23 protein-coding genes are annotated in these 25,185 nt (G+C 49.7%); 11 read left to right on the forward strand and 12 right to left on the reverse strand.

Annotation, left to right across the window (positions count from 1 at the left end; translation table 11 throughout):
- Positions 1 to 22: 22 nt before the first annotated feature.
- Positions 23 to 1,198, reverse strand: a complete 1,176-nt coding sequence (manA, locus tag AACS05_RS10775) for a mannose-6-phosphate isomerase (RefSeq protein ID WP_045442602.1) — start codon at positions 1,196 to 1,198, stop codon at positions 23 to 25.
- A 264-nt stretch (positions 1,199 to 1,462) separates the two neighbouring features.
- Between manA and fumB the strand changes: the two genes are divergently transcribed.
- Positions 1,463 to 3,109: a class I fumarate hydratase gene (gene fumB, locus AACS05_RS10780; protein WP_045442604.1), complete on the forward strand. Its 1,647-nt coding sequence runs from the start codon at positions 1,463 to 1,465 to the stop codon at positions 3,107 to 3,109.
- Between the two features lie 142 nt (positions 3,110 to 3,251).
- Positions 3,252 to 4,655 carry a class II fumarate hydratase gene (gene fumC / locus AACS05_RS10785; protein ID WP_045442606.1) on the forward strand — a complete coding sequence of 468 codons (1,404 nt, stop codon included), beginning with the start codon at positions 3,252 to 3,254 and terminating at the stop codon, positions 4,653 to 4,655.
- On the opposite strand, the gene tus is transcribed toward fumC, so the two are convergent.
- Both tus and rstB read right to left on the reverse strand, forming a co-directional pair.
- Positions 4,652 to 5,581, reverse strand: coding sequence for a DNA replication terminus site-binding protein (gene tus / locus AACS05_RS10790; RefSeq protein ID WP_045442608.1), 930 nt, complete (start codon positions 5,579 to 5,581; stop codon positions 4,652 to 4,654). The two genes, fumC and tus, sit on opposite strands and share 4 nt — an antisense overlap.
- 73 nt (positions 5,582 to 5,654) lie before the next feature.
- A complete protein-coding gene (gene rstB / locus AACS05_RS10795) occupies positions 5,655 to 6,956 on the reverse strand; it encodes a two-component system sensor histidine kinase RstB (RefSeq protein ID WP_045442610.1) in 1,302 nt (433 codons plus the stop codon).
- A 181-nt stretch (positions 6,957 to 7,137) separates the two neighbouring features.
- Between rstB and AACS05_RS10800 the strand changes: the two genes are divergently transcribed.
- Together AACS05_RS10800 and AACS05_RS10805 are read left to right on the forward strand one after the other, a co-directional pair.
- On the forward strand, positions 7,138 to 7,956 hold the full coding sequence (locus tag AACS05_RS10800; protein ID WP_045442613.1) for an aminoglycoside phosphotransferase family protein: 819 nt from the start codon (positions 7,138 to 7,140) through the stop codon (positions 7,954 to 7,956).
- Positions 7,957 to 8,088: 132 nt separating this feature from the next.
- The gene (locus tag AACS05_RS10805) at positions 8,089 to 9,117 is read left to right on the forward strand and encodes a HoxN/HupN/NixA family nickel/cobalt transporter (RefSeq protein ID WP_045442615.1); all 1,029 of its coding nucleotides are present in this window, start codon (positions 8,089 to 8,091) and stop codon (positions 9,115 to 9,117) included.
- A gap of 70 nt (positions 9,118 to 9,187) precedes the next feature.
- Here the strand turns inward: AACS05_RS10805 and AACS05_RS10810 are convergent, their stop codons facing one another.
- Both AACS05_RS10810 and rstA read right to left on the reverse strand, forming a co-directional pair.
- A complete protein-coding gene (locus AACS05_RS10810) occupies positions 9,188 to 10,528 on the reverse strand; it encodes an L-cystine transporter (RefSeq protein WP_045442618.1) in 1,341 nt (446 codons plus the stop codon).
- Positions 10,529 to 10,817: 289 nt separating this feature from the next.
- Complete coding sequence (rstA, locus tag AACS05_RS10815; protein WP_167493968.1) at positions 10,818 to 11,552, reverse strand: two-component system response regulator RstA; 735 nt, start codon at positions 11,550 to 11,552, stop codon at positions 10,818 to 10,820.
- A 126-nt stretch (positions 11,553 to 11,678) separates the two neighbouring features.
- Between rstA and AACS05_RS10820 the strand changes: the two genes are divergently transcribed.
- Complete coding sequence (locus AACS05_RS10820; RefSeq protein ID WP_045442622.1) at positions 11,679 to 12,014, forward strand: GlpM family protein; 336 nt, start codon at positions 11,679 to 11,681, stop codon at positions 12,012 to 12,014.
- Here the strand turns inward: AACS05_RS10820 and folM are convergent.
- The 3 genes from folM to ydgH form a co-directional block, all read right to left on the reverse strand.
- Complete coding sequence (folM, locus tag AACS05_RS10825) at positions 12,011 to 12,733, reverse strand: dihydromonapterin reductase (protein WP_045442625.1); 723 nt, start codon at positions 12,731 to 12,733, stop codon at positions 12,011 to 12,013. The genes AACS05_RS10820 and folM overlap by 4 nt on opposite strands.
- A 37-nt stretch (positions 12,734 to 12,770) precedes the next feature.
- Positions 12,771 to 14,153 (reverse strand): amino acid permease, encoded by a 1,383-nt coding sequence (locus tag AACS05_RS10830; protein WP_045442628.1) that lies wholly within the window; start codon positions 14,151 to 14,153, stop codon positions 12,771 to 12,773.
- A gap of 255 nt (positions 14,154 to 14,408) precedes the next feature.
- Complete coding sequence (gene ydgH, locus AACS05_RS10835; RefSeq protein WP_045442630.1) at positions 14,409 to 15,353, reverse strand: DUF1471 family protein YdgH; 945 nt, start codon at positions 15,351 to 15,353, stop codon at positions 14,409 to 14,411.
- 525 nt (positions 15,354 to 15,878) lie between these two features.
- On the opposite strand from ydgH, the gene pntA reads away from it, so the two are divergent.
- Both pntA and pntB read left to right on the forward strand, forming a co-directional pair.
- Positions 15,879 to 17,408, forward strand: coding sequence for a Re/Si-specific NAD(P)(+) transhydrogenase subunit alpha (gene pntA, locus AACS05_RS10840; protein WP_045449599.1), 1,530 nt, complete (start codon positions 15,879 to 15,881; stop codon positions 17,406 to 17,408).
- Between the two features lie 10 nt (positions 17,409 to 17,418).
- Positions 17,419 to 18,807 carry a Re/Si-specific NAD(P)(+) transhydrogenase subunit beta gene (gene pntB / locus AACS05_RS10845; protein WP_045442633.1) on the forward strand — a complete coding sequence of 463 codons (1,389 nt, stop codon included), beginning with the start codon at positions 17,419 to 17,421 and terminating at the stop codon, positions 18,805 to 18,807.
- A 181-nt stretch (positions 18,808 to 18,988) separates the two neighbouring features.
- Here pntB and AACS05_RS10850 read toward each other — a convergent pair whose 3' ends face one another.
- Positions 18,989 to 20,023, reverse strand: coding sequence for an AI-2E family transporter (locus tag AACS05_RS10850; RefSeq protein WP_045442636.1), 1,035 nt, complete (start codon positions 20,021 to 20,023; stop codon positions 18,989 to 18,991).
- Positions 20,024 to 20,167: 144 nt separating this feature from the next.
- Between AACS05_RS10850 and AACS05_RS24970 the strand changes: the two genes are divergently transcribed.
- The 3 genes from AACS05_RS24970 (at position 20,168) to mdtI (ending at position 21,127) form a co-directional block, all read left to right on the forward strand.
- Entirely contained in the window at positions 20,168 to 20,338 is a 171-nt protein-coding gene (locus AACS05_RS24970; RefSeq protein ID WP_136345589.1) for a protein YdgV, read from the forward strand.
- A gap of 107 nt (positions 20,339 to 20,445) precedes the next feature.
- Positions 20,446 to 20,811: a multidrug/spermidine efflux SMR transporter subunit MdtJ gene (gene mdtJ, locus AACS05_RS10855; RefSeq protein ID WP_190284577.1), complete on the forward strand. Its 366-nt coding sequence runs from the start codon at positions 20,446 to 20,448 to the stop codon at positions 20,809 to 20,811.
- Complete coding sequence (mdtI, locus tag AACS05_RS10860; RefSeq protein WP_045442642.1) at positions 20,798 to 21,127, forward strand: multidrug/spermidine efflux SMR transporter subunit MdtI; 330 nt, start codon at positions 20,798 to 20,800, stop codon at positions 21,125 to 21,127. Before mdtJ ends, mdtI begins: the two co-directional genes overlap by 14 nt.
- Before the next feature lie 35 nt (positions 21,128 to 21,162).
- Here mdtI and AACS05_RS10865 read toward each other — a convergent pair whose 3' ends face one another.
- The 3 genes from AACS05_RS10865 to AACS05_RS10875 all read right to left on the reverse strand — a co-directional run bounded on the left by AACS05_RS10865 (position 21,163) and on the right by AACS05_RS10875 (position 24,275).
- Entirely contained in the window at positions 21,163 to 21,984 is an 822-nt protein-coding gene (locus tag AACS05_RS10865; protein WP_045442645.1) for a trypsin-like serine peptidase, read from the reverse strand.
- A gap of 270 nt (positions 21,985 to 22,254) precedes the next feature.
- Positions 22,255 to 22,650, reverse strand: coding sequence for an acid resistance repetitive basic protein Asr (gene asr / locus AACS05_RS10870; RefSeq protein WP_045442647.1), 396 nt, complete (start codon positions 22,648 to 22,650; stop codon positions 22,255 to 22,257).
- A gap of 137 nt (positions 22,651 to 22,787) precedes the next feature.
- Positions 22,788 to 24,275, reverse strand: coding sequence for a carboxypeptidase M32 (locus AACS05_RS10875; protein WP_045442650.1), 1,488 nt, complete (start codon positions 24,273 to 24,275; stop codon positions 22,788 to 22,790).
- Positions 24,276 to 24,514: 239 nt separating this feature from the next.
- On the opposite strand from AACS05_RS10875, the gene AACS05_RS10880 reads away from it, so the two are divergent.
- Positions 24,515 to 25,141: a CPBP family intramembrane glutamic endopeptidase gene (locus tag AACS05_RS10880; RefSeq protein WP_404842380.1), complete on the forward strand. Its 627-nt coding sequence runs from the start codon at positions 24,515 to 24,517 to the stop codon at positions 25,139 to 25,141.
- Positions 25,142 to 25,185: the final 44 nt, after the last annotated feature.

The raw sequence follows: 25,185 nt of genomic DNA on the forward strand, positions 1-25,185 counted from the left end.
TGCTAAAAATATCAGTATCTTGCTAGAGCTTGTTGTAAACCCGAGCTAAACGGCCGACGCCGCTGACATTAATCGGTGATTCGTTTGCACTAATAAATGCCGATTCACCCGGTTTCAGTACCAGTCGCTGCTCGCCTTTATGTAGCACGGCCTCTCCCTCGATACAGAACAGGATGGCGGCGCTTTGTTGGCTAATTGCCGCTTCTCCGGCTGACAGTTCATGCAGGGAGAAAGCGAAGTCATCAACCGGGATCGGGAAGTCCAGCTCTCCACCTGTTTTATTTGGGGTCGTTAGCAGTTGGTTTGCCGGTTTAGCTTCAAATTTAACGTTGGCGACCAGTTCAGGAATATCAATATATTTTGGCGTGAGTCCGGCGCGCAGAACGTTATCGGAGTTAGCCATCACCTCGAGCGCAACACCCTGCAGGTAGGCATGGGGCGTTTCAGCAAACAGAAACATAGCTTCGCCAGGATTCAGCTTAACCACGTTGAGCAAAAGAGGAGAGAAGAGACCGCTATCGTCAGGGTAGAAGTCAGCGATTAGGCGAATAGTTTGCCATGGTTCACCCTGTTGGCTGTTAAGCGCAGATTTCAGGACTGCCAGTGCGCGGGATTTCTCTTCGCCCTGCATATTCAGCAAGCTGGCGAAAAGATGGCTCAGACGCTCTGCACCTGGTTCCTGCAGGAAATGTGCAATGGCAGGATGCGCACCAGCGACAGGTTGTAACAATGCCACAATGTCAGAGAACTCGCGGAACGCATTCATGGCCAGGAAGGGCGTCAGGGCAAAAACCAGCTCAGGCTTGTGGTTAGGATCTTTGTAATTACGCTCCGCGGCGTCCATCGGGATCCCTGCGGCGTTTTCTTTAGCAAATCCAATTTCAGAGTTGCGTTTGTTAGGGTGTACCTGAATAGAAAGAGGTTGTGCGGCACAGAGCACTTTAAACAGGAAGGGCAATTCACCAAATCGCTTTGCCACGGCATCACCTAACACAGCAGATTTATCGTGTTCGATAGCATCACGCAGAGAAATTAACTGACCCTCAGCGCTCTGAACCTGAGAGCTGCTTTTCGGATGGGCGCCCATCCACAGTTCAGCCATCGGCTGGTTTGACGGATTGGCAATGCCATAAAGTTCGGTTAACGCCGTTTTACTTCCCCAGGCGTAGTTCTGCACTGAGTTGATGAGTTTTTGCATTATCAATGCCCTGTTTCAATGTTGAAATTTCTCTGTCCATTAAACCAAGAAAACCGGGGGGAAGTAACCTGCACATGTAAAAAGTCGTCTTTGTCTCAGTTTTTGTTAAAAAATTGTGTAGGATATGGTGACTCGCTTTTAATACCCTGAGCAATTCCGGTTGCAGAAAAGCCACGCCTTCTACAACCCGAGCTGCGACAGGGAAGCAGGGCAACGGAACATCTGCCCAGAGAATAACCAGACCGAGCTGTAAGTGAGAGCACAATGTCAAACAAACCCTTTCATTATCAACATCCTTTTCCCCTCAACAAGGATGATACCGAATACTATCTGCTGACCAGCGACCATGTTTCCGTTGCCGAATTTGAAGGGCAGGAAATCGTAAAAGTTGCGCCTGAAGCGTTAACTCTCCTCGCGCGTCAGGCATTTCATGATGCGTCGTTTATGCTGCGGCCTGCGCATCAGCAGCAAGTCGCTGATATTCTGCGCGACCCGGATGCCAGCGAAAACGACAAATATGTTGCCCTGCAATTCCTGCGCAACTCAGATATTGCGGCAAAAGGTGTTTTGCCGACCTGTCAGGACACCGGGACGGCCATTATCGTTGGTAAAAAAGGTCAGCGTGTCTGGACCGGAGGTGGCGATGAGGCTGCGCTGGCGCGAGGTGTCTATAACACCTATATCGAAGACAACCTGCGCTATTCACAAAATGCTGCGCTGGATATGTACAACGAGGTGAATACCGGGACTAACCTTCCTGCGCAAATCGATCTGTATAGTGTGGATGGTGATGAGTATAAATTCCTGTGCATTGCCAAAGGCGGTGGCTCGGCGAACAAGACCTATCTGTATCAGGAAACCAAAGCGCTTTTAACGCCGGGGAAATTGAAAAATTACCTGGTGGACAAGATGCGCACGCTGGGAACCGCAGCATGTCCACCGTACCACATTGCGTTTGTGATTGGCGGAACTTCCGCAGAAGCCACTTTGAAAACCGTCAAGCTGGCTTCTGCGAAATATTATGACGAGTTGCCTACTGAAGGTAACGAGCATGGACAGGCCTTCCGCGACGTTGAACTGGAAAAAGAGTTGCTGATTGAGGCGCAGAATCTGGGGTTAGGCGCGCAGTTTGGCGGGAAATACTTCGCCCATGATATCCGCGTGATCCGTCTGCCGCGTCACGGTGCATCGTGCCCGGTTGGAATGGGCGTCTCCTGTTCGGCCGATCGTAATATTAAAGCCAAGATCAACCGTGAAGGTATCTGGATCGAGAAGCTGGAAAACAACCCAGGCAAATACATCCCGGAAGATCTGCGTCAGGCAGGCGAGGGCGAAGCCGTACGTGTGGACCTTAACCGCCCGATGAAAGAGATCCTGGCCCAGTTGTCGCAGTATCCTGTTTCCACCCGTCTGTCGCTCAATGGTACGATCATTGTCGGGCGTGATATTGCGCATGCAAAACTGAAAGAACGTATGGATAACGGCGAGAGTTTGCCGCAGTATGTAAAAGATCACCCTATTTATTACGCTGGCCCGGCCAAAACGCCGGAAGGTTATGCTTCGGGCTCGCTGGGTCCAACCACTGCTGGTCGTATGGACTCATATGTTGACCAGCTTCAGTCCGAAGGCGGGAGTATGATAATGCTGGCAAAAGGAAACCGTAGTCAGCAGGTCACAGATGCCTGTCATAAACATGGCGGCTTCTACCTGGGCAGTATTGGCGGTCCCGCAGCGGTGCTGGCACAGGGCAGTATCAAAAGTCTGGAATGTGTGGAATATCCGGAACTGGGGATGGAAGCCATCTGGAAAATTGAAGTGGAGGATTTCCCGGCGTTTATCCTTGTGGATGACAAAGGTAATGATTTCTTCCAGCAGATTCAGACGTCGCAGTGCGCACGCTGCGTTAAGTAACGTCAGCCGCCCTTCGGGGCGGTTTTTTTTACCGCACGAACCACTAAACGACAGCTTTATCCTCGTTAATACTCATAAGACCAATGGCAAGTGGGCAATGTCGAAACATAACCTAATCAATAGATAATATAAGGAGCAGGTAATGGTAACGGTACGCCGCGAAAATGATTCAATGGGTGCGATAGATGTTCCGGCTGATAAACTCTGGGGGGCGCAAACCCAACGTTCGCTGGAACATTTTCGCATCTCAACGGAGAAAATGCCGGTCTCGCTGATCCATGCACTGGCGCTGACTAAACGCGCCGCTGCGAAGGTTAATCAGGATTTGGGACTGTTGGCGGCAGACAAAGCGAACGCCATCATGCAGGCGGCGGATGAGGTGTTAGCGGATAAGCATCGTGATGAGTTTCCGCTGGCTATCTGGCAGACCGGTTCCGGTACGCAAAGCAATATGAACATGAACGAAGTGCTGGCAAATAGGGCCAGTGAATTGCTGGGCGGCGTACGGGGTATGGAGCGTAAAATACATCCAAATGACGACGTGAATAAAAGCCAAAGTTCTAACGACGTCTTTCCCACGGCGATGCACGTTGCCGCGCTGCTGGCTCTGCGTGAGCACCTTATCCCGCAACTGAATGTGTTAACCACCACGCTGCGAGAAAAATCGCATGCTTTTGCTGATATCGTAAAAATCGGACGAACCCATCTGCAGGATGCCACGCCGCTGACGCTGGGCCAGGAGATCTCAGGCTGGGTCGCGATGTTAGAACATAACCTGAGGCATATCGAATACAGCTTACCGCACGTTGCTGAACTGGCGTTGGGTGGTACTGCGGTCGGCACCGGGCTGAATACCCATCCTGAATATGCCGTGCGTGTCGCGGATGAACTGGCGGCGCTAACCTCCGCACCGTTTGTTACCGCGCCGAATAAATTCGAGGCGTTAGCTACTTACGATGCGCTGGTACATGCTCATGGGGCGCTAAAAGGACTGGCTGCGTCGCTGATGAAAATCGCTAATGATGTGCGCTGGCTGGCATCCGGCCCACGCTGTGGTATTGGCGAGATATCAATTCCTGAAAATGAGCCGGGTAGTTCTATTATGCCGGGTAAAGTTAATCCGACTCAGTGTGAAGCGCTGACTATGCTGTGTTGTCAGGTAATGGGTAATGATGTCGCGGTTAATATTGGTGGGGCGTCAGGTAATTTTGAGCTGAATGTCTATCGTCCGATGGTTATTCATAACTTCCTGCAATCAGTTCGCCTGCTGGCAGATGGTATGGAAAGTTTCAACGAGCACTGTGCTACCGGGATTGAACCGAATCGCGAGCGAATTGATCAGTTACTCAATGAATCGCTCATGCTGGTTACCGCGCTCAATACTCATATTGGTTACGATAAAGCCGCAGAGATTGCCAAGAAGGCCCACAAAGAAGGACTGACCTTAAAAGCGTCCGCCCTGGCGCTGGGGTATCTTACCGAAGCCGAGTTTGACAGTTGGGTACGTCCGGAACTGATGGTCGGTAGCATGCGACCAGGACGTTAATCCGCAACATACAGGTGCAGCCGGGGGATAATGAGTCTTAACGGCTGTGCCTGAGGTTTAAAGCGGTGCTGCACGTTTTCAGCATCGTAATTCAGCAGTTCACCGATATCAGGCACACTCATACCATTGTCGCTATTAATCAGTGCAATTAGCGGAGTCGGGCAAGCATATTGCACCTGTTTTTGCTGTCCTTTGTACCAAACGCGGGCAATGGGCTGGACTTTTACCGGTCTTTTGATCTTCAGTTTGGCCTGCTGTGGCAGTGCAGCGATATCCTGATATTCACGCTCCAGTCTGGCCTGCCACTCTTCACGCGTCCAGGGATGCACGCTGCGTGGTGAGTTTAGGCTCTTTTCCAGTTGTTCCAGCACCTCATCACGTTTCAGGTTTTTAATGATGTGTTTGTTCGCCCAGCCAAATCGCAGGGTAGCCGGTTCCCTGACAACGGTTAGCGTGCGATAAGCGTTTAGCGTAATCAGGCCGGGTAAGTGTCGATGTACCCATTCGAAACGTGCTGCCGGAGCCAGCCCGGAATCCACTGTCACAATGCGTTCAAACGTTGTTTTCAACTGGTTAATGCGTTGTATTTGCTCTTCAAGTGCGGTCTGTACGCTGTTATTGACCTGGTAGCACAACACGCCAGGCAGGCGAACGGCCGCTTTGCTGCTGCGGTTCTCAGATTGCTGCTGAATAAACAGGTGGCGGAAGTGGCGTAGCGCCAGCATTTCAGCCTCTTTGCCTAAATGCTGCTTAACATCAATGCTCTCCAGCGGGGCATGTTCTGCCTCTTTTGCCACTTCTGGCAGAGAAAACACGCGCGCAATCAGCAGCGTTCGCTGCTGCAAATTTTGAGTCAGTTGCGCCAGTTCCTGTTCCATCTGGCGAAAGGTGCCGTTCAGTCGTTCGACGAGATCGTAACGAGTCATAGGGTTACCATTTTAGTTACAACATACTTTTTTATAGCACAATGTTTAGCACCTGACCACCGAGCTGTATAGGTCAGGCAGCGGAAAATTCGGGAATGTTATGCCAGACGGGCCAGCTAAAAGTGAATCTGGCTCCGCCCAACTCGCTTTCGTCACAGACTACAGTACCGCCCATTGCCAGCGCGATGGAGTGCACGATAGCTAAACCCAGCCCGCAGCCACCGGTGGCGCGGTCGCGGCTGGGATCAAGGCGAACAAACGGTTCAAAAATTTGCTCGCGGGCGTTGGGTTCGATACCCGGACCGTCATCTTCGACAACCAGTGTTGCCTGATTTCCGTGCAGCAGCAGGCTGGCTTGTACCGTAGACTGGCAATAGCGCAGGGCATTATTTAGCAAGTTATCCAGTACGCGCTCCATCAGACGCATATCCAGTGCGCCGTAATCACCGGTTATAAGATGACGCAAACGCACCGAACGCTCAGGGGTGACGCTTTGTACATCTTCCAGATGGGTTACCAGCCAAACGGGCAGGTCCGGTACACTGAGCTTTAGCTCATTCTGCGGGCGATCCAGTCTGGCGTAAGTGAGTAATTCTTCAATTAGCGCTTCCAGTTGGCCAATATCGCGGTTCAGAGCCTGAGACTCTTGCTCGGTGAGGTTATCACTCATCTCCAGTCGGTAACGTAATCGCACCAGGGGGGTACGAAGTTCATGGGCAATACCATCGATAAGCTGCTTTTTGCTGGCGATCAGCGCATTGATATTGTCCGCCATCTGATTAAACGCCACGCCCAGCCGTTCAAAACTGGATCCGCTGTCAAAGTGCAGTCGCTCACTCAGATGTCCTTCTCCAAAACGCTGCGCGGCGGCTTCCAGTCTAAGCATCTCCTGCCAGTGTGGGCGCATCCAGATTAGCACCGGGAAGGCGAGGGAGATGGCAATAAACGCCATTAGCGCGACATCCAGCAAGCGCATTTGATGCAGAAAATAGAGATAGGGAACCGGACCTACGGCCAGCACGTAATGGCTGCGGGGAATACGCTGAATAAACGTGTACTGATCGTCGAGTGCAACGATATCGCCTTCGCGCAGCCGCTGCATGGTCGGAGCATCCAGATGGTATTTATTCAGTGGCTCAACGCGGAGATCAAACGAGAGGTTCAAATCCATCTCCTTCAGCGTTTTCCCCCAGTCGCGTGGGGGAATTTCACGTAATTCGCTGCGCATCAGATACAACGAGCTTTTCATCAAATCATCAAGTGACTGTCTGCCAGCGCGCTCTGCGGTAAATTTGTACACCAGCCCGACCAATAAGGTCATGACCAGAAAGCAGACGAACAGCAAGAGGTAAAACTGCACAAACAGCTTCTTCATAAAAATTCACCGGATACTTAACATGGTAGCGATGCGTTTTAGCTATGGAGGCGTTTTTCGGTTCAGAACTGCTCTCCGTTTACCATCACGCGCACTTATCCTGGCAGAGTACAGTTATACTGCTGCAAAAGAAACTCGCTAAACGTTCTTACCCGGCAACCAAAAATGTTGGAAATAACACATGTTCAGTAACTATCTCAGTCGCTGGGGACTTATTCCTGATGGCGTTCCTGTCATAACTCATACGTCGCAGCTTTTACCGGTAATGATGCGTAAAGATCACCAGAAAGCGATTCTAAAACTCACGAATGATGATAGTGAGCGTCGAGGTTGCGAGCTAATGGCCTGGTGGAACGGGCGGGGAGCAGCGAACGTGTTGGCTCATGAGGATGGGGCAATACTCTTAGAGCGGGCGACAGGGGCTGGCTCTTTATCTACCCTGTCGATCACAGGACAGGATGAGCAAGCATGTCGTATAATCTGCCACACGGCAAGGCAGCTCCATGTACCGCCAAATGCATCTTTGCCAACGCTAATTCCACTGCATCACTGGTTTCATGATCTTGCGCCTGCTGCACAAATTCATGGCGGTATCATGATGCGTTGCGCAGAGTTGGCAAAATCATTGTTCTCCAGTCCTCGCGAGGTTGTAGTTCTTCACGGTGATTTGCACCACAACAATGTTCTTGATTTTGGTGTTTCAGGATGGCTGGCAATTGATCCCAAAGGATTAATCGGTGAGCGTGGGTTTGATTATGCCAATATTTTCACTAATCCCGATCTTGCGGATACCACAATGTCAGTTGCTATTGAACCTGAAACATTCGTACAACGCGTAGACGTTGTCTCTGAGGTTGCCGAACTTGAACGTGAACGACTCCTGATGTGGATAGCGGCATGGTGCGGGCTGTCTTCCGCATGGTTTCTGGAAGAGGGTGATAATGCGGCTATAACCCTGCGGGTGGCTGAGTTAGCCATAGCTGAACTTGAGCATAGCTAGCATCAACTTTGATCTACAGCACTGGTTGGTAATTTTTAAACGTTATCATTAGGCTGGTAAATGTTTTATTAATCAACCAGAGAACAGCGGTTCAGTTGTGTCTTTGACTACAAAATTAATTTGGCGGAAATAGTGAATTTGTTGTTTTCCTTACTTAAAAAACGCCCACACATTATTCTGCTGGTGACTCTTCTGGTCGGTGCAAATGTTGTGGCCTGGCTCTGGGCGCTCACTGCGTTTAGCAATAACACTTCACTACTGGCGCTATGTCTTATCGCATGGTGTTATGGGCTGCGCCACGCTGTTGACGCCGATCACATTGCCGCCATCGACAGTGCGACACGAAAACTTATTCAGCAGAAAAAACGCGCGCTGACCACCGGGGCTTGGTTTTCATTGGGGCATTCCACCATTGTGGTGCTGGCCAGCATTGGTATCGCCCTGACTACCAGTGCCTTTAAACAGCATATGCTATGGTTGCAAAATGTCGGGGGAGTTATAGGGACCGCAGTTTCTGCCGCATTTTTGCTTATTCTGGCTACCATCAATCTCATCATTTTTTGTCAGGTATGGAAGGCATTTCGTCACCTGAAAAAGACGGGTATCTATGCTGGTTCCACTGAAGATGTCACCGTTGCTGGTCCGCTGAGCTGGATCTTCCGCCCGGCATTCAGACTGGTGGGCAAAGACTGGCATATGTACTTTGTCGGTTTTTTATTTGGTCTGGGTTTTGATACTGCTACGGAAATTTCGCTGTTAGGTATTTCTGCTTCAAGCGCTTCGAGTGGTATGTCCATCTGGTCAATCCTGATATTTCCTGCGCTCTTTACCTGCGGAATGGCGTTGATTGATTGCCTTGACAGTATGTTGATGGTCGAAGCCTATGGCTGGGCGTTTAATAAGCCGCAACGAAAACTTTATTACAATATGACCATCACCGGGACATCAGTAATTGTTGCTGTATTTATCGGTGGGCTGGAAGCTCTGGGTCTGTTGTCAGAGGTATTTTCACTGCAGGGCGGTTTATGGGACACAGTAGGCCGCCTGAGTGAACATATGGGGAATGTTGGGTTCGTTATTATCGGCGTATTTATTACCTGTTGGATTATCTCTGCATTGAATTATCGCTGGAAAAAATACGATGGGTTGACGTTCAGTTGAAATATTAAAGCCTTTCTGTGGACAGAAAGGCTTTTGTCTGCAGAGCAATCAACGGGTTTATTGAGGACGATTAATTCGCATTGACCCGTTGCTGTGCAGGCGACTCCTTATTCAAAATACGGTTTGCTAGTACCCCAGACATCATCGAGCCATTAACGTTTAATGCCGTCCTTGCCATATCGACAATGGGTTCAATGGCAATGAAAATACCCACCAGTGCGACCGGAAAATTGAGTGTTGAAAGGACGATCAGTGCGGCAAATGTGCCACCGCCACCGACACCAGCAACCCCAATCGATCCCAGCGCAATCGCCGGTAGCATGGCAAGGAGAAAGTGAATTGAAAGCGGATCGATGCCCATCGTCGGGGCAATCATTGCTACCATAATCGCGGGGTAGATCCCGGCGCAGCCATTTTGCCCCATACTGGAGCCAAATGAAGCAGCGATATTGGCAATGGTATTTTGAACGCCAAACTTTTCCTGCGCTGTAATAGCCAGCGGAATCGATGCCGCGCTGCTGCGCGAAACAAACGCAAAGGTTAATACCGGCCAGACAGTTTTAAAATAGCGAATGGGGTTGTTACCACTCAGTACCAGTATCAGTGCGTGAACGATAAACATCATCAGTATCGCGATGTAACAGGCACCAATAAATCCCAGCAGACTGGCAAATTGCTCTAAGCGATAAGCGGAGAAGACTCCTGCCATTAATGCCATCACGCCATATGGGGTCAGCGCAATAACTATCCGCACCATTTTCATGACCCAAATCTGGATGGCATTGATCCCTGCGCTTAATTTTTCACCTTCCTCTGGCGCGTCCTGTTTGACTTTTAATAATGCCACGCCGGCGAGGAGAGTGAAGATAACAATACCAATAACTGAAACACTTCTGGCCCCCGTAAGGTCGAGGAAAATATTGGTGGGAATTAAAGAAGTGACCAGTTTAGGCAGCGAAATGGCCGCTGTTTTACTCACATCTGCATCCGTCAGCGTAGACTGCATATGACCGAAAGCACTGGCATCCAGACCTAAAACATGCGCCGTCAGTAGCCCAATAAACCCGGCAATCATCACCAGACATAACATGCATCCGACGATAGTTAGCGACATTTTGCCAATGCCAGCACTGTTTTCGAGCTTGTTAATAGCAGAGAGAATAGAGATAAATATCAGAGGGACCGCAACCAGTTTCAGTAAATTTACGTAACCGTTGCCGATGATATTATACCAGTCGATAACCGTTTTACTGCGGTCAGGAGTTATAAGATGAAGGGACAAGCCGATAATGGCACCCAAAAAAATGGCAATGAAAACACTTTTTGACAGGGAATTACTTTTTTGATTGATTCTGAATATTGCCCATGAACAAACCAAAAAAAACGCGATATACGCGAGTGTAACGAACATATTGTAGCCTCTTGCCTCATTCAGCACCTGAAATGCCGGAAAGAGTTTTGATTTCTGAAATAAACCTACGAACCCTAAGGGTTCAGGACCGGGACGGATTATAGGGAGAGAGAATGCCTGGGGCCACACAAAAAGTGTGGTTCTGACTCAGGTGTGGTTCTTATGCTTATCCAGCATACAATTTGTGTGACAGTGTCACTTTGAGGGGCTGTATTAAAGACAATAATATGTCTGAACGCAGGGGGGAACTCACCAGACCGGTTGAATCAACCAGCCTGGCGAGAACAGTTTATTTGCGCTGTTCGTCATCCCAGGCATGCGGGGCGAACAGGTAACCTTTATTGCGGATGGTTTTGATACGGTACGGTTCCGTGGCGTTATCGAGCAGCTTTTTACGCAGCCGGGAAATCGCCACATCCACACTACGGTCAAGTCCGTCATAACTCACGCCGCGCAGATTCTTCAATAACGCATCGCGATCCATAATTTGTCCCGCGTGTGTAGCCAGTTCCCAGAGTAACTCGAAATCAGCGGTCGAGAGGGCGACTTGTTCTCCGGCGAGCAGTACGGAACGGTTGGTAGGGTCGATAGTTAGTGTGCCAAAGCGCAGTGTGGTATGCGGCGTAATCGTGGCTGCCTGAATTCCTTTTGATTGTGCTGAATGTTCATTCTGACGTAAATGCAGACGCAGGCGAGCCAGTAGCACTGCCGGAGGCGTCGTTTTCAGTATGTAGTCGCAGGCGCCCATTTCAAGCGCCAGAATATGGTTCATGTCGCTGTCCAGCGATGTCAGAAGGACTATTGGACCTTGCCAACGGCTGCGTAAATCGCGGCAGATAGTCATTCCGTCTTTACCCGGAAGCATAATATCTAACAACACCAAATCGGGTTGAACGTGCAGGATCTTCTCTTCGGCTAGATCACCACGAGGCTCAACAATAACCTCAATGTCATGCCGGGCCAGATAGGCGGCAATCAGCGAGCCTACCTCGGGATCATCTTCAACAAATACGATGGTGTTCATATCATTCATTTTGAATATAAAACGCCAACATACACCGCCCCCGTTTTTCCTTCCATTAATCTTTTCTAAACGAGAACGCTTCCGTTATGCTAGAGGCTGATGTTGTCAATGTGTTAAGGCTAAGTGATGGGGCTCGTTATAAAAGCGGCGCTGGGTGCGCTGGTCGTGGTGTTGATTGGTTTGCTGGCTAAAACAAAGAATTACTATATCGCGGGATTAATTCCTTTGTTCCCGACATTTGCGCTGATCGCTCATTATATTGTGGCCAGTGAGCGTGGAATTGAAGCGTTACGTACCACCATTGTGTTCAGCATGTGGTCGATTATTCCCTATTTTGTCTATCTCATTTCGCTTTGGTACTTCACCGGTTTTATGCGCTTACCCGTTGCGCTCGGCGGGGCAGTTGTATGCTGGAGCCTGAGCGCGTGGTTACTGATTTTCTGTTGGATAAAACTGCACTAACGCAGATGACGACCGCCATCAACGGCGAAGCTACGGCCCGTGACAAAACAGCTGGTCAACAGATAGTCTATTAAATCAATGACCTCTTTTTCACCTGGAGCTGTTTTCATCAACGATTTGTTCAGCGCCTGTTGGCGATACTCGGCATCATCACCCTCGTTAAACAGGATCAGTGAGGGGGCGATAGCGTTAACTTTTACCTCTGGTGCCAGTTTTCGGGCGAATGAACGGGTCATATTGTCCAGTGCAGCCTTACTGGCTGCATAGGCAATATGCTTGTCGCTGCCACGCTCCACGACGTAATCCGTAAAGTGGATAATGTCGCTGGCTGCGTGTCCGTGACCGCGAAGGCAACCTTCCAGCGCGTGGTTAAGCAGGTAGGGGGTATTGACGTGGATCTGCATCATGCTGGACAACACTTCAGACAGCGGGGTGCCTGGTTTTTCTGCTATCCAGGCGCTGGCGTTATGCACGATAGCGCGTAACCCATTTGTGCGTGTTTTGACCTCGTCTGCGAAAGTCAGTACACCTGCATCGGTTGAGAAATCAGCCTGGATACACAATGCGCCAGCGTCACGTAGGCCATCAATGGCCGGATAATGCGTTCGATAACTGACGATTACTGGCTGTTTTTGATTCAGAAAATGCCATGCGATAGCGAGGCCGATGCGACGACCTCCGCCGGTGATAAGAATTGGTAAAGGGGGCTTATTACCCATCGTAATCTCCATTTGCATCAAACGATGGGACTGACGCTTACCCCATCAACATCCAGGTTGCCGGAACGGCGGCTACGAGTAGCAGACCGATCAATGCTATTTCCTGGCGTTTTAATACGTTATCGTGCGTGAGCGTTTTGCGGGCGTAAAGAAAAACAAGTAACCCTGGCGCATACAGCACAACAGACAGCAACAGGTGCATTGGGCCTGACGCATACAATAACCATAAGCCATAAATACATGCACCGATACCGACAGCCTGATGAATCGGACGGGTGGCGATTTTCAGCAGGAATGCGCCGACCAGGAAATAGGGCACCAGAATCATCTCTGAGGCAATAGTCAACAGCGTATTGTAGTCAGAACCTGTGAGCCAGATCAGAACCAGACAAACCTGTACGCAGATGTTGGTCAGCCACAGGGATGCTGATGGTGCTCCCTGTGCATTTTGTCGGGCAAATATACGCGGGAAGGCTTTGTGCGTGGATGCCAGGAAAGGCACTTCTGCAGCCATAATCGTCCAGCTTAAATAAGCACCGCAGACGGAGACAATCAGACCGGCGGCAATGATAATTTCGCCCCACGGTCCCATCATTTTGACCATCAAACCGGCCATCGACGGGTTGCGGATCTCGGCCAGTTCAGGACGGGCAACAACGCCAAGAGATAGCAGGGTAACTAACAGGTAAACACCCAATGCGGCGAGGACCGCCAGCAGCGTAGCGCGACCAACATCGCGTTTATTGCGCGCACGCGCAGAAACCACCACTGCACCTTCCACGCCAATGAACACCCATAGCGTGATGAGCATGGTATTTTTGACCTGCTCCCAGACGGGGACACCAAGCTTCACGCCGGTAAAATCAAGAGTAAAGGTATCGAGCTTAAACAGCATAAATGCCAATACGATAAACAATCCCAGCGGCAGTAATTTCGCCAGCGTAGCAACCAGATTGATGCTGGCTGCCGTTTGTACTCCACGCAGAACCAGAAAATGGACTACCCACAGCAGCACCGATGCCCCAACGATAGATTGCCAGGTATTGCCGTCGCCGAACAGACGCCATTCAGGAGTATCAGTGAAGAAGCTGAGCGCAGAAAAAACGATAACCAGATAGGAAACGTTAGCGATAACGGCGCACAGCCAGTATCCCCACGCAGAGCAGAAGCCAATCAGCTCACCGAAGCCTTCACGCGCATAGGTAAAAATACCGCCATCCAGGTCCGGGCGAATACGCGTCAGAATTAGCATAGCGAAAGCGAGCAGGAGGATCCCCGCACCGGTGATCGCCCAACCAATCAGTAATGCCGCCGGGCTGGCTACTGCCGCCATGTTTTGTGGCAGACTGAAAACACCAGCGCCAAGCATTGAGCTTAAAACCAGCGCTGTTAGTGCGCTCAGACCCAATTTCTTTTCCATTTGTATCCAGTTACAAAAACGAGAGTGAGAGAATAATTATTTTGGCAAACCGCATAAAAATGGTGAAAGCCACTAAGGCGCGGGATTTTACGGAGAGAAGAGAGCGCATGCAATGGGGTTAGAGAGATTTGTGACTGATAGTGTGAAAAGTCGGCTTAATCGTGATGTTTGAGTCTGGCCTGATGGCATTCTGGCTGTGAATAATCTGGCCTACAGAGCTGTAGGCCAGATAAGACATTTATAACGTCATCGACATTATTTATACAGATCGGCGCTGATGGTCATGTTGTTACCACGTTCCTGCCACTGGCGGGTAATGTGGTAGTACTTAGCACCTTTCTTCGCGGCACGTTTAGCGACCTGATACGACACTTCAGTCATATTGCCGTAGTTACCGGTGAACTTGATGCTGTCGAATGGCACCATCATTGCGGCGGTTGCTTTGTTCAATTCTTCGACTTTGGTTCCATCCGGCAGAGTGACAGTGTAACGTCCGCCTTTGGTTGACTGGGTTTCGAAGAAGCGGCCCACTTCAGCACTCGGAGAAGCGGTTGTTGCTACGCCTGGGATCTCAACTTTCTTCGCTGCCTCGCCACCTGCAGCTAACGCTGCACGACCAGCATCAGAATCCGCAGGGATTGCATCAGGGCTTTGGACAATACGTTTTTTAGCATCGGCTTTATAGATAAACGCAGTAATACGCTGGTTGCCGCCCTGGTTGGCATCGACCTGACGAACGATATAGAAAGAGTAAGCCCCTTTTTCTTTCGCCGCTTTGGTGATGGCGTCGTTTACTTCAGGTTGGCTGCGGTAGAAACCCTGTACCGTAACGGTATCAAAAGGTTCCAACAGAACGGCCTGATCTTTCGGTAATTCTATAACGCCATTGATCACGCGATTTTTGGAGACTTCCGCTTTTTCCGCGTCAGCTTTATAGACGTCGGCTACAACGCGCCAGTTACCACCACTGCCAAAATCTGAGGTATCAACAACGTAAAAGGAGGCTGCACCGTCTTTATCTGCACGGCGGGACACGGCGGTAACCGCATCGCCAATAGCATTAAAACGGCCGGTAACCACAATGCGGTCATAGGGTTTCAGGGCAGCCGCTTGCTCCGGCGTCAATTCTGTCGCTGCATTTACAGAAAAAGCAGTCGCAGAAAGGAGTGCGGACGCCAGGAGAGTGTTCTTAAGCTTCATAAAAATAATCCTTCGCCTTGCGCAAACCAGGTACTGGTATTGTTATTGACTAGAAACGTGGCTGATTATTGCATTTAAATTGTGTCAGTGTCTGCGTCATTTTTCACTCATCGTGCCACGCAAAGTAACAACGGCGATAACATTTTGTGATATGTCCAAAAATTCGACGTTTGAGCGCTAAAACTAATGAAGCAGTTGAATTTCATAAGTTAATTTAATGTTAAGCAATTGTTTTATGGTGGCGCTTAATCATGTTTTGCCGCTTCGCTTGAGCGAATTATCGGCCTTTGTGGGCTATTTCAAGGGCATTATCCCTGTCTGAGGGGAAATTCATCCCTGTTTTGCGAATTTCATAATAAATACTGTTTTTTGGCGCTAGATCACAAGCGCTAATTTCAGTAGGTTATACAGAGTTTGTTACTGTTTTATTTTGTTGAGGTAACGCTTACCTCTTACGTGAGTGCGCAGATGCCTCTTGCGAACATTGATAAACCATCATCAAAAATACAGATGGAAGGGAACATTATGCGAATTGGCATACCAAGAGAACGGTTAACCAATGAAACCCGTGTTGCAGCGACGCCGAAGACGGTTGAGCAGTTACTGAAGCTGGGTTTTAGCGTCGCGGTTGAAAGCGGCGCGGGTCAACTGGCTAGTTTTGACGACAAGGCGTTTGTGCAAGCGGGCGCAGAAATTGTTGACGGGGATGCTGTCTGGCAGTCAGAGATTATCCTGAAGGTCAATGCACCGGAAGAATTCGAAATTCCGCTGCTGAATCCGGGAACTACGCTGGTCAGCTTTTTGTGGCCTGCACAAAATCCTGAGTTATTGCAAAAGCTCGCTGAGCGGAATGTAACGGTAATGGCAATGGACTCCGTGCCGCGAATTTCGCGCGCGCAGTCGCTTGATGCCCTAAGTTCAATGGCTAATATCGCCGGATATCGCGCCATTGTTGAAGCTGCGCATGAATTCGGTCGGTTCTTTACCGGGCAAATCACCGCTGCAGGTAAGGTTCCTCCTGCGAAGGTGATGGTTATCGGTGCCGGTGTTGCAGGTCTTGCAGCCATTGGTGCGGCAAATAGCCTGGGGGCGATTGTTCGCGCTTTTGATACACGTCCGGAAGTTAAAGAACAAGTTCAGAGTATGGGCGCTGAGTTCCTCGAACTGGATTTCAAAGAGGAAGCAGGCAGCGGCGATGGTTATGCCAAAGTAATGTCCGAAGCGTTTATTAAAGCCGAGATGGAGCTGTTTGCCGCTCAGGCGAAAGACGTTGACATTATCGTAACAACCGCGCTGATCCCGGGCAAACCGGCACCGAAACTGATCACCCGTGAAATGGTTGACTCCATGAAAGCGGGCAGCGTTATTGTCGATCTGGCCGCGCAAAACGGCGGTAACTGTGAGTACACCGTTGCCAATCAGGTGACCACTACCGAGAACGGTGTGAAGGTCATTGGTTATACCGATCTTCCGGGCCGTTTACCAACCCAGTCCTCCCAGTTGTACGGTACTAACCTCGTTAACCTGCTTAAACTGCTATGCAAAGAGAAAGACGGCAATATCACCGTTGATTTCGATGACGTGGTCGTGCGTGGTGTGACGGTAGTTCGCGAGGGTGAAATAACGTGGCCTGCACCGCCAATCCAGGTTTCCGCTCAGCCGCAGGCTGCGCCAAAAGCAGCTCCTGCACCAGTAGAAGAGAAGAAACCGGTATCGCCGTGGCGTAAGTATGCATTGATGGCACTGGTAGTTATTCTGTTTGGCTGGCTTGCCGATGTGGCGCCAAAAGAGTTCCTGGGGCACTTTACGGTGTTTGCGCTTTCCTGCGTGGTTGGTTACTACGTGGTGTGGAATGTGTCGCATGCGCTGCATACACCGCTGATGTCTGTGACTAACGCCATTTCAGGGATCATCGTTGTGGGCGCATTATTGCAAATTGGCCAGGGTGGCTGGGTGAGTTTCCTGAGCTTTATCGCGGTGCTTATTGCCAGCATTAATATTTTCGGTGGCTTCACCGTGACTCAGCGCATGCTGAAAATGTTCCGGAAAAACTAAGGGGTAACACATGTCTGGAGGATTAGTTACAGCTGCATACATTGTTGCCGCGATCCTGTTTATTTTCAGCCTGGCGGGACTTTCAAAACACGAAACATCCCAACAGGGAAATAACTTTGGTATCGCTGGGATGGCGATTGCGTTGATTGCGACGATTTTTGGCCCGGATACCGGCAACGTTGCATGGATCCTGGTGGCGATGATCATCGGCGGCGCGATTGGTATTCGTCTGGCGAAGAAAGTTGAGATGACCGAGATGCCAGAGCTGGTTGCGATTCTGCACAGCTTCGTAGGCCTGGCCGCGGTGCTGGTAGGCTTTAACAGCTACCTGTATCACGATACCGGTCTGGAACCGATTCTGGTGAATATTCACCTGACCGAAGTGTTCCTTGGCATCTTCATCGGTGCGGTGACCTTCACAGGTTCCATCGTGGCATTTGGCAAACTGCGCGGCAAGATCTCTTCTAAGCCGCTGATGCTGCCGAACCGTCATAAACTGAACCTTGCAGCGCTGGTTGTTTCGTTCCTGCTGTTGGTGGTATTTGTTCGTACCGAAAGCGTAGGGCTGCAGGTTCTGGCTCTGCTGGTGATGACCATTATTGCGCTGGCTTTCGGCTGGCATCTGGTGGCGTCTATCGGTGGGGCAGATATGCCGGTTGTGGTTTCAATGCTGAACTCCTATTCAGGATGGGCGGCAGCGGCAGCAGGCTTTATGTTAAGCAACGACCTGTTGATTGTAACCGGCGCGCTGGTTGGTTCTTCGGGTGCGATCCTGTCTTACATTATGTGTAAGGCGATGAACCGCTCGTTCATCAGCGTTATTGCCGGTGGTTTTGGTACCGATGGCTCTTCCGCTGGTGATGCCGGGGAAGCAGGCGAACATCGTGAAATTAATGCGGAAGACACGGCGGAAATGCTGAAAAACTCGCATTCGGTGATCATTACCCCAGGCTACGGTATGGCAGTGGCTCAGGCTCAATATCCGGTCGCTGAAATCACCGAGAAACTGCGTGCGCGCGGCATTAAGGTGCGTTTTGGTATTCACCCGGTAGCGGGTCGCCTGCCTGGTCATATGAACGTTCTGTTGGCGGAAGCCAAAGTGCCGTATGACATCGTGCTGGAAATGGATGAGATCAATGATGATTTCGCCGATACCGATACCGTGCTGGTTATCGGTGCGAACGACACGGTGAACCCGGCGGCGCAGGACGATCCGCGCAGTCCAATTGCCGGTATGCCGGTGCTGGAAGTGTGGAAAGCGCAAAACGTTATCGTGTTCAAACGTTCAATGAATACCGGTTATGCTGGTGTGCAGAACCCGCTGTTCTTTAAAGATAACACCCATATGCTGTTTGGTGATGCCAAAGCCAGCGTGGACGCTATTCTGAAAGCGCTGTAATACGTTAGCAAAAAATACGACGGCCTTTTCGGAGGCCGTTTTTGTATAAAGAACCCGTGCATTGGGTATGCCATTCTTCCGATGCCTGATCCGATGCGAAAAAACACTCTGGTACCGGCCATCTTGTATACATCAAAACCGTGCAGAGTATCTCTATAGCGCTCTTTAGCACAACTGCGATTTACGTTTTGTTGAGGTCGCTAAGCAGGACGGCAATGCTTTGACCGCCTTCAGTTTGCTCAAGCGCAATTTTAACGATGATGGTCAGCGGCACGGAAAGTAGCATACCCACCGGTCCGAGCAACCAACCCCAAAAGATTAACGACAGAAACACTACCAGTGTGGAGAGTCCCAGCCCGCGTCCCATAATGCGGGGTTCGAGGATATTGCCGAATACCAGATTAATCACCAGATAACCCGCCAGTACCACCAGCGCATCATAAAAACCACTAAATACCAGCACCTGAGCAATAGGTGGAATGGCCGCCAGTACTGAACCGATATTAGGAATATAGTTGAGCGCGAAGGCCAGTAAGCCCCAGACAAAGGCGAAGCGTACATCCAGCGCTGCAAGCATGCCCCAGGCAACCAGTCCGGTGACGATACTGATAGCCGTTTTTAGTACCAGGTAGTGAGAGACGCTGTCGATCGCTCGTTGAATTGCCGCCATTCCTTCAAGTGGTCGGCTCATCATCTGTTGCAGTTTACAGGGCAGTTGCGGTACTTCCAGCAGCATAAAAACAACCGTCAACAGCAGCAAAAAAATCGATGACATAGCATTGGAAAGTTGTGTCAGTAAATTGGTGACCAGCGTCATTGCAGCGTTGGGATCGATATATTTGACAAGCTCGTCCACGGAGACGCCGATCCCAGCGCGCTGTAGCCACGGCTCGATATTTTTCAGCGGGATAACCAACGATGAACGGTATTGTGGAAGCGTGCGTGCCAGTTCATTTAAGGATGTACCTAAATAAGCCAAAAGCAGCACCATTAGCATGACAATAATAACAATCAGCAATGACACTGCTACTACTCGAGGTATGCGAAGTTTTACCATGCGCCGTACCATCGGATTAAGTACCACCGCGATAAATAACGCCAGGATAAATGGCACGATGATATCGGCGGCGAAGCGAATGCCGGTAAGAATGATAACCAACATGCCCAGCATGATGACTAATTTTAGACCGTTAAGGGTGATGATCGGTTTCGCCATGTTTATTCCTGATTTTTTATTTTTGAAACTGTACCTGAAATAATAATGTGACTTGTGTCGAGCCGTCCTAACAAAAAGCAAACGAACCGGGTAAAGAAGTGAAAAGGTTTTGAGTTCGTAATGAACCTATGATACAAATCATCTGTGTTTAACTACCGAGGACAATTATCATCCGCGATGACGAGAAGCAACACTGCGGATAATTGTAATATTATGGACAATATGTTCAGGCTTTTTTTGCGTTTACCTACACTTCTTCGTACCTCCTCTACTTTCCTGCTTGCGGGTGAGCAACACTGGCGCAACGCGCTTTAGTCTCTTCTTCTGCCTGAGCTGGCGTTATGCGCTGAGCTATCTGATTCTATTTTTTGGTTTGCTGCATGCAGTAGGCCCAAAGGACTATATTCTCAAGCAGGAGAAGCATCATGTTTTACTGGATTTTATTAGGTCTGGCCATTGCGGCTGAAATTACCGGAACGCTGTCGATGAAATGGGCAAGCGTAGGCCATGGCAATACAGGCTTTATTTTAATGCTGGTAATGATCGCCTTATCGTATATTTTTCTCAGTTTTGCCGTTAAAAAAATAGCACTCGGCGTGGCCTATGCTTTGTGGGAAGGCATTGGTATTTTATTTATTACGTTGTTTAGCGTGCTGTTATTTGATGAAACCTTATCCACGATGAAGGTTGCCGGTCTGGTCTCGCTGGTGTTAGGCATTGTCCTGATCAAGTCGGGTACGCGTAAGCCGTCTAAAGCGAGGAGGGAGGTGACCCATGCAGCAGTTTGAGTGGGTTCACGGTGCATGGTTGGGTATGGCCATTGTTCTGGAAATCGTCGCTAACGTATTTTTGAAATTTTCTGATGGTTTTCGTCGCAAGGCGTATGGCGTACTGTCATTGGTTGCCGTATTGGCTGCCTTTAGTGCACTCTCTCAGGCGGTAAAGGGCATCGATCTTTCAGTTGCCTACGCTTTGTGGGGCGGATTTGGGATTGCCGCAACGCTGGCTGCAGGATGGGTGCTTTTTGGGCAGCGCCTGAATAATAAAGGCTGGATTGGCCTGGCATTACTCCTGGCCGGAATGATTATGATAAAACTTGCCTGATGTTAGTGCTGCCTGCAAACGCGGGCAGCACAATGTTAATCCTTCATCAAAGCGTTCAGCTTATCGCGAAATCCGGTAACGGAAATGGCACGATTATCGGCCCGCCAGCGATCTTTTGCCGCCGGAGCAGAGCTTTGCACGCCAATCAATTGCCAACCGGAATCGGTTTTCAACATCAGTGGAGAACCGCTGTCTCCCGGGAGCGTATCGCATTGATGTGACAACACGGTATTTTGCGCCCAGCCGGTAACAACGCAGTCCTGATGCGCATACAGGTCATCCAGGTGATCTTCGGGGTAGCCTGACTGAGTCACTTTGCGATCGGCGGCTTTCAACGCCGCAGTTAACTCAGCTTTATCGCCTTCAAATAAGGGAAGTGGTGTGATTCCGCTGGGAGGATAACGCAACACCACCAGACCAAAATCCCAGGGAGCCGCGGAAGGTGGCACTATCCAGCCGTCGCCATCCGCTTTTAAACGCTTGCCAAGTGAAGCATCAACCCGACCCTCAATACCGTGGATTTCATAGCGCCAGACGCCTTTTTTCGATACGAAGCGCAGCGCGACAGCTTTATCTGGTCTGCCTTTGGGTGGGGTCAATAAACAATGTCCGGCAGTCAGGGCCAGATGAGGTGAGATGAGCGTTGCTGTACACAGGTTACCGCTGGCGGTTTCCAGTTGTCCTATAGCGTCCCAGGGGGACTGTGTCGGGTCAGTAATCTGTACGCGATCGTCAAGCCCAAAAAATAGCGTTTTTATATCGTCAGCATCTTTGCTGGTCGTTGTGGACTGCTCCGCATGCGCAACGACAGGAAAAAAACAAATTGAACCCAGTAATACCGCAATGGTTTTATGCATATCACACTCTGGTGGGGAATTATGATTATTAACAGCAAACCCTCAGTTAATACTATAGACGGGACGGTGGGAAAGTGGGAGTAAAATCAGATAACTACACTCAGGAAAGATAAAAGTGCGTAGCAATTAGGGCGCAAATTATCAGTGTAATAAGAATGAACTCAAAGCGGTAATGTGACACCATTTTACCCTCCGAAAGGCGGCGCTAAATCAGGAAGACTTAGCGCCGTATGCGATGGCGTGGGGGACGCCATTGTTATTACTGATGTCTTATGCGGCAGGTTGAGCAGCAGGTTTAGCGGCTTCGCGTTTTACTGCTTTTTTGCTGTGTTTTTTAGCAGCCTGAGCTTTCTGCTCTGGTGCTTTTTGTTCTGCAGCAGGTTTAGTTGCCGCTTTTTTGGTATGTTTTTTCGCAGCCTGAGCTTTCTGCTCTGGTGCTTTTTGTTCTACAGCAGGTTTGGTTGCAGATTTTTTAGTGTGTTTTTTAGCGGCCTGAGCTTTCTGCTCAGCGGCTTTATGCTGTTTTTTATGATGCGTTGTTTTTGCCGGGGCTGCTTTTGTGGTCGCAGCAGCAGCCGGAGCGGTGGTAGCAGTTGTTTCAGCAGCAAAAGCAGCAGAAGACAGACCCATAGCAGCGGCAACAACCAGAGCTAATACTTTTTTCATTCTCATACCCTCGATTTGGTTTTTCATTCAACCCCACTGCGGGGCCGTTGAAATAACTATATCGCTGTAATCACAAGGCTTCCGTGAGTCATTGGTATCGGCATGTAACGATATGTACAATGACTCACGGTAAGCGATTACAGATAACGGGCTTCCAGATGGGCGCGGAAATAGCGACTGCTGAGAGGTTCGCCGGTGGCCTGGATAATAAGCTGTTCGGTGGTATAACGGCTGCCATGTTGCCAGACATTCTGATGCAGCCAGTCAAACAGGGTGCCAAATTCACCTTGCGCAATGGCACTTTCTAAATCAGGCAATGCGCGGTTTGCCGCACTAAACAACTGTGCTGCATACATGGCGCCCAGCGTATAAGAAGGGAAATAGCCAAACCCACCGTCGGTCCAGTGGATATCCTGCATACAACCATTGCGATAATTGCCGATTGTTGAAAGTCCGAGCCATGCCTGCATTTTCTCATTCCACAACGCTGGGATATCATCAACTTCAATGTCGCCGTTAATCAACGCACGCTCAATTTCATAGCGCAGAATAACATGAGCGGGATAGCTGACCTCATCAGCATCCACGCGGATAAAGCCAGGCTTCACTTGTTGGTTCCAGGCGATGAAGTTTTGTTGTTCAAACGCAGGCTGATCGCCAAAATGCTTTTTAACCGCTGGAATTAGTCCCTTCAGAAATGCCTGACTGCGGCCAAGTTGCATTTCAAAGAACAGACTTTGGGATTCATGAATTGCGGTTGAACGAGCCAGTGCGATAGGTTGTCCGGCCCAGTTGCGCGGCAGATTTTGTTCATATCGGGCGTGACCGGTTTCATGGATGACGCCAAAAAGTGCGCTGAGCAATTCGTTTTCATCATAACGCGTGGTAATACGAACATCTTCCGGTACGCCGCCGCAGAATGGATGCGCACTAATGTCCAGTCGACCGGCCGTAAAGTCGAATCCCAGCCGAGTCATCGTTTCAAGGCCTAACTCGCGCTGGATTGCTGTTGGGAAGGGGCCAACCGGCGCGATGAGTGACTGTTGAGACTGTTTCGCCACTACCTTATTTAACAGATCCGGAAGCCAGCTTTTTAGGTCTGTGAAAAGTCCGTCCAGCCGCGCGCTGGTCATTTCTGGTTCAAATACATCCAGCAACGCATCGTAAGGCGTACATCCTTTGGCCTCGGCCCGCAGTTTGGCTTCTTCACGGCTATATTTAACAACGTCTTTCAGATTCTCAGCAAAACCTTCCCAGTCATTTGCCGGACGTTGACTGCGCCAGGCATGTTCACAGCGGCTACCCGCCAGTGATTTTGCTTCTACCAGCGATTCCGGCAGCAGTGCAGCCTGATGATGCAACCGCGACATCTCGCGCAGATTCGCCTGCTCTATATCGCTAAGATCCTCCTGCTCGGCGGCGGCAATCCATTTTGCCACATTAGGATCGGTTAAAAGTTGATGCTCAAGTACGCTCAGTTCTGCCAGAGCTTCACCCCGGGCTTTGCTGCCGCCGGAAGGCATCATGGTAAACATATCCCAACTGGCGATAGCCGAGAGATGGGAGAAGCGAGAGAGCCGCTGGAAGGTGCGGGTGAGCTGTTGATAATTAGCAGTGTTACTCATTTTTTAGTTCTCGTTCTGATGGACCAGACTTGAGAGTCTAACGTGATTTTAGGCATTTACCCATTCATCACGGATGCGATGTAATTTTGGTAGGTTGTAAATGATAATGATACTTTTTATCATAAACAAAAATTATCTTTAGAACGACTGACATAACATTTTGTCAAGGAGAGGGTGTGCGACAGGAAGTAAGTAACGATTATATTGCCAGGACAAAGGCGGTATCTGGCTGCTTTTCGATGTTTTTGTTGATGTTTGGCATCACGTTCATCCCGCTATTCTTTTCTGAAAGCCAGACATTACAGGCGAAGGGTTTACTTTTTCCGCTGCTGTTTATCGCGGAGTTCGTCGTGCTGGTACCACTGTATTATTTCTTCTTTCGTCAAAGAAAAGGCTTAGGGAAAGGGAGCTTCAACATAAGATGGTTTGCTATTTTGTTCACGGCGCTTTTGGTGGTGCAGTTCGTCATGCCATGGGTGCTGGGTATCAGACAGAATGAAGAATGGGTTACAACTCAGGTGTCACTGAGCAGTTACGCGCTCTGGTTATCGAGTCTGACCCTGATATTTGTTGCGCCGATTTATGAAGAAATGGTGTTCAGAGGTTGCCTGTTCAACGCCTTTCAGTACTGGTTCAATGATAAAACATGGCTGACGTCGCTAGTGGTTTCGGCGATATTTGCGCTGATGCATACGCAGTATATGGACATGAGAACGCTACTGCTGCTGTTTATTGTTTCGCTGGTGTTGATCATTGCCAGAATAAAAAGCAACGGAATTCTGATGCCGATAGTGCTGCATATTCTGATGAATGGAACGGTTATTGGCCTGCAAATTGGAGCCCAGGCGATGCTGGCATCATCGTAGTCCATATTGCTGCCCTGGTAATGTTTTGCATTCCAGGGCAACAT

It is taken from the genome of Citrobacter sp. S-77, from assembly GCF_963864895.1.
GTDB classification, from domain to species: Bacteria; Pseudomonadota; Gammaproteobacteria; order Enterobacterales; family Enterobacteriaceae; genus Citrobacter; species Citrobacter murliniae.

Coding starts and splice junctions, on each gene's coding strand:
- folM (WP_045442625.1), bottom strand. CDS start 12,733: ATGGGTAATAAGCCCCCTTTACCAATTCTTATCACCGGCGGAGGTCGT.
- pntA (WP_045449599.1), top strand. CDS start 15,879: ATGCGAATTGGCATACCAAGAGAACGGTTAACCAATGAAACCCGTGTT.
- AACS05_RS10875 (WP_045442650.1), bottom strand. CDS start 24,275: ATGAGTAACACTGCTAATTATCAACAGCTCACCCGCACCTTCCAGCGG.
- manA (WP_045442602.1), bottom strand. CDS start 1,198: ATGCAAAAACTCATCAACTCAGTGCAGAACTACGCCTGGGGAAGTAAA.
- fumC (WP_045442606.1), top strand. CDS start 3,252: ATGGTAACGGTACGCCGCGAAAATGATTCAATGGGTGCGATAGATGTT.
- rstA (WP_167493968.1), bottom strand. CDS start 11,552: ATGAACACCATCGTATTTGTTGAAGATGATCCCGAGGTAGGCTCGCTG.
- AACS05_RS10830 (WP_045442628.1), bottom strand. CDS start 14,153: ATGGAAAAGAAATTGGGTCTGAGCGCACTAACAGCGCTGGTTTTAAGC.
- asr (WP_045442647.1), bottom strand. CDS start 22,650: ATGAAAAAAGTATTAGCTCTGGTTGTTGCCGCTGCTATGGGTCTGTCT.
- rstB (WP_045442610.1), bottom strand. CDS start 6,956: ATGAAGAAGCTGTTTGTGCAGTTTTACCTCTTGCTGTTCGTCTGCTTT.
- mdtI (WP_045442642.1), top strand. CDS start 20,798: ATGCAGCAGTTTGAGTGGGTTCACGGTGCATGGTTGGGTATGGCCATT.
- AACS05_RS10800 (WP_045442613.1), top strand. CDS start 7,138: ATGTTCAGTAACTATCTCAGTCGCTGGGGACTTATTCCTGATGGCGTT.
- pntB (WP_045442633.1), top strand. CDS start 17,419: ATGTCTGGAGGATTAGTTACAGCTGCATACATTGTTGCCGCGATCCTG.
- AACS05_RS10850 (WP_045442636.1), bottom strand. CDS start 20,023: ATGGCGAAACCGATCATCACCCTTAACGGTCTAAAATTAGTCATCATG.
- AACS05_RS10820 (WP_045442622.1), top strand. CDS start 11,679: ATGGGGCTCGTTATAAAAGCGGCGCTGGGTGCGCTGGTCGTGGTGTTG.
- ydgH (WP_045442630.1), bottom strand. CDS start 15,353: ATGAAGCTTAAGAACACTCTCCTGGCGTCCGCACTCCTTTCTGCGACT.
- fumB (WP_045442604.1), top strand. CDS start 1,463: ATGTCAAACAAACCCTTTCATTATCAACATCCTTTTCCCCTCAACAAG.
- tus (WP_045442608.1), bottom strand. CDS start 5,581: ATGACTCGTTACGATCTCGTCGAACGACTGAACGGCACCTTTCGCCAG.
- AACS05_RS10880 (WP_404842380.1), top strand. CDS start 24,515: ATGTTTTTGTTGATGTTTGGCATCACGTTCATCCCGCTATTCTTTTCT.
- AACS05_RS10810 (WP_045442618.1), bottom strand. CDS start 10,528: ATGTTCGTTACACTCGCGTATATCGCGTTTTTTTTGGTTTGTTCATGG.
- AACS05_RS10865 (WP_045442645.1), bottom strand. CDS start 21,984: ATGCATAAAACCATTGCGGTATTACTGGGTTCAATTTGTTTTTTTCCT.